Here is a 3,050-nt window from a genome sequence, read left to right as displayed (position 1 = left end):
TCCGCGGCGCGTACGTGTTGAAGATCCGGAGAATTCCGATGTCCACCCCCGAGCGCGTGTGCCCGTAGGCCATGGTCGTGGCCCGGCGAGCCGCTTCGACTCGTCGTACACGCTGCGCGGCCCGATCGGGTTGACAGTGCCCCAGTAGTCCTCGGCCTGCGGGTGCAGAACGGGAGCCGCCGTAGATCTCGCTGGTCAGGTGTCGGGGCAGACCACCCCGTCGGCACGGTCGAGCAGTGCTTCGCAGATGTGCGAACCCCGGGAACCGGGCGCCGCTGCTGATGGCTATCCGCATCGTCACTCCTTGAAAATTTGCATTGACAAGCATGATTGTGGCTCTGTCCAGCCCGGTCCGTTCCACCGATCGGCCGAAGTCGTCCACCCGCTTGGCTCCGCCTGGCATGGAAGAACGGGAAACGCAATATCGCCCGCACTGCGGTACCCCTGCCGACGTGGTGTCCTACGTGCGGAAACTCCGACGCGGACGCCGGCCCTTCGACGGATGCCAACCTCAACGGAAACTCACTGGCGAGTTCCCGGCGCGTAGTCCCGGAAATGACACGCCACATAGATCCGCGTAATTGCTCGACGACTGCCCTGGTGGCGCGAGGCGGGTGGCCAGGGACCGCGGCCGCCGGAGTTGCGCGGTGGCTCGGTCGGGCGAGTAAGTCCCTCCCGTTTGCCGGGCCCCCGGCCGCGGTTCACGCGATCAGGCGACGAGTTGACCGCAGATCTTCCCGTCTGGTGCCGCCGGGGCGGGAAGCCCGCACCTCGGCTTCAGCTTCGGGAAACGAGCCGGAAACACGCGGCCGGGGTGGGCGGGATTTCGGGAAAACTACGGTGGGAAGTTTGGGCATTACCGCAAGTCATGCCTGGCGTCACGAATCCGGGCAAAATCTCGGGTAGAAAAGTACACTTCGCATAGCTAGGGGGTGTTTGGAGAGGTTGGCGGTGGCGAAGTTGTGACGCCCGTCATAGGGTCTCAGTACTGAGCTGTTATTCATTCGATGCGTCAACTCATTTCCTAAGACCGATCCGGCGACTACCTTCCCAACCGCAGCATCCGAATACCTTTCACGCACGACACACGTGGAGGTGTCGTGTCCGATGGAGGTGACAACAGCGTGGAGCCCATGATCGAGGAAGCCGAGCTCACCAGGACATCGGCCTCGGCCGACTCCTTGGCAACGCCGACCAGGGGATCTGACGGGAAGGTGTCCACCCGGGGCAAGTCCCCGACGGCGATCGCTCTGGCCCGGCTCCGCAAGGACCGGGTGGCGGTGGTTTGCGCCGGCATCTTCGTGTTCTTCGTGCTGATCGCGCTCTTCGCGCCCCTGCTGGCCCGGCTCGAAGGCCAGAACATCAGCACGCTGCACCAGGACCTGATCGACCAGTACGGCTTCCCGACCATCGCCCCCAACGGCGAGCACTGGTTCGGCGTCGAGCCCCGACTCGGACGCGACCTGTTCGCCCGCTGGGTCTACGGCGCGCGGCCGTCGCTCATCGTGGCCAGCTCGGTCACCGCCATCACCACGGTCATCGGCATCGTCATCGGCCTGATCGCTGGCTTCGCCGGTGGCTGGACCGACCGCATCCTGTCCTGGGTCATCGATTTCGTGCTGAGCCTGCCCTACCTGCTCTTCGCGATCGCGGTCCCGGCCGTCCTGCTGGCGATGTTCGTCGGCACGGCCGAGGACGCCTCCTCCGAAGACGTCGCCCAGGTGCGCTTCTTTTCACTGATCCTCGTCCTGTCGTTCTTCGGCTGGGCCAGCCTTGCCCGCCTGATCCGCGGCGAGGTGCTCTCCCTGCGCGAGCGCGAGTTCATCGCCGCCGCGAAGGTGCTCGGAGTGCCGACCCGCAAGGTTCTCTTCAAGGAGTTGCTGCCCAACCTGGTGGCACCCATCGTGATCTCCACCTCGTTGGCCCTACCGGGCTACATCGTGACGGAGGCCGGTCTGACGTTCCTCGGCGTCGGACTCACCGAGCCGACCCCGTCCTGGGGCGTGACCATTGCCGCCGCCACGACCTACTACCGGGCCGACCCGCTGTACCTGTGGCTGCCCGTGCTGGCGATCACCATCCTGGTGCTGGCCCTGAGCTTGCTCGGTGACTCGATCCGTGACGCATTCGATCCCCGAACCCGAAGGTGACGATGTGACGCTCGAAATGAGAAGAGGAGAAATGGCAAGGCGATTCAGAATGGCCGTGGCGGCGTCCGCTGCCGTGGCCTTGGGGGTTGCGGGCTGTAGCAGCCCGTCGAACAACAACACCAGTGGTGGCGGAAGCGATACAGGCAAGATCACAACCGCGACGAGCGCGACGGACCCGACCGCCAAGGGCCCGGCGCCTGAGGTGGCCGGAGCCAAAAAGGGTGGCACCATCACCATCCTGGCGCAGGCGACGCCGAACTCGTTCGACCCGACGGACATCTACTACGTCGACTCGAACGAAATCGGCCGGCTGCTGTTCCGCTCGCCGACCCAGTACGCGATCCGCAACGGCAAGCCGGTTCTGGTCCCTGACCTGACCGACCTGGGCACCGTGTCGACCGACAAGCTGACCTGGACCTTCAAGTTGCAGCCCGGCATCAAGTACGAGGACGGCACCGAGGTCAAGGTTGAAGACCTCGCGTACGCGATCAAGCGTTCGTTCGCCCACGACCTCTTCCCCGACGGCCCCACGTACCAGGAGCAGTTCTTCAAGGACGGCGACAAGTACAAAGGCCCGTACAAGAGCGGCGACACCTACTCCGGCGTGGAGACCACGGGCACCGACACCCTGATCATCCACCTGGCCAGGCCCTTCGCCGACCTGCCGTTCTACATGACCTTCCCGATGTTCACACCGATCCCGAAGGCCAAGGACACCAAGCAGGAGTACAAGAACCACCCGCTGTCCACCGGCCCGTACCAGTTCGACGCCTTCACCGCCGGCTCCTCGCTGACGCTGAAGAAGAACACGAACTGGGACCCCAACACCGACCCGGTCCGGCACCAGTACGCGGACGCGTGGAGCTTCAAGTGGGGCGGCGAGACCGTCAAGACCCAGCA

At 64.9% G+C, this 3,050-nt stretch carries 2 protein-coding genes and 1 pseudogene; 2 read left to right on the top strand and 1 reads right to left on the bottom strand.

Translation table 11 applies throughout. The features are described from left to right. Nucleotides 1-295: pseudogene (locus QOI01_RS15570) on the bottom strand (hypothetical protein); the annotation flags it as partial. 805 nt (nucleotides 296-1,100) lie between these two features. On the opposite strand from QOI01_RS15570, the gene QOI01_RS15565 reads away from it, so the two are divergent. Then, the gene (locus QOI01_RS15565; protein ID WP_526382387.1) at nucleotides 1,101-2,150 is read left to right on the top strand and encodes an ABC transporter permease; all 1,050 of its coding nucleotides are present in this window, start codon (nucleotides 1,101-1,103) and stop codon (nucleotides 2,148-2,150) included. A 31-nt stretch (nucleotides 2,151-2,181) separates the two neighbouring features. Beyond that, a partial coding sequence (locus QOI01_RS15560; RefSeq protein ID WP_526382385.1) for an ABC transporter substrate-binding protein occupies nucleotides 2,182-3,050 on the top strand: 869 nt, incomplete at its 3' end.

It is taken from the genome of Mycobacterium sp., from assembly GCF_032162605.1.
GTDB lineage: Bacteria > Actinomycetota > Actinomycetes > Mycobacteriales > Mycobacteriaceae > Mycobacterium.
Note: the sequence above shows the minus strand (reverse complement) of the source record. Positions and strands in the feature narration are given on the sequence as shown.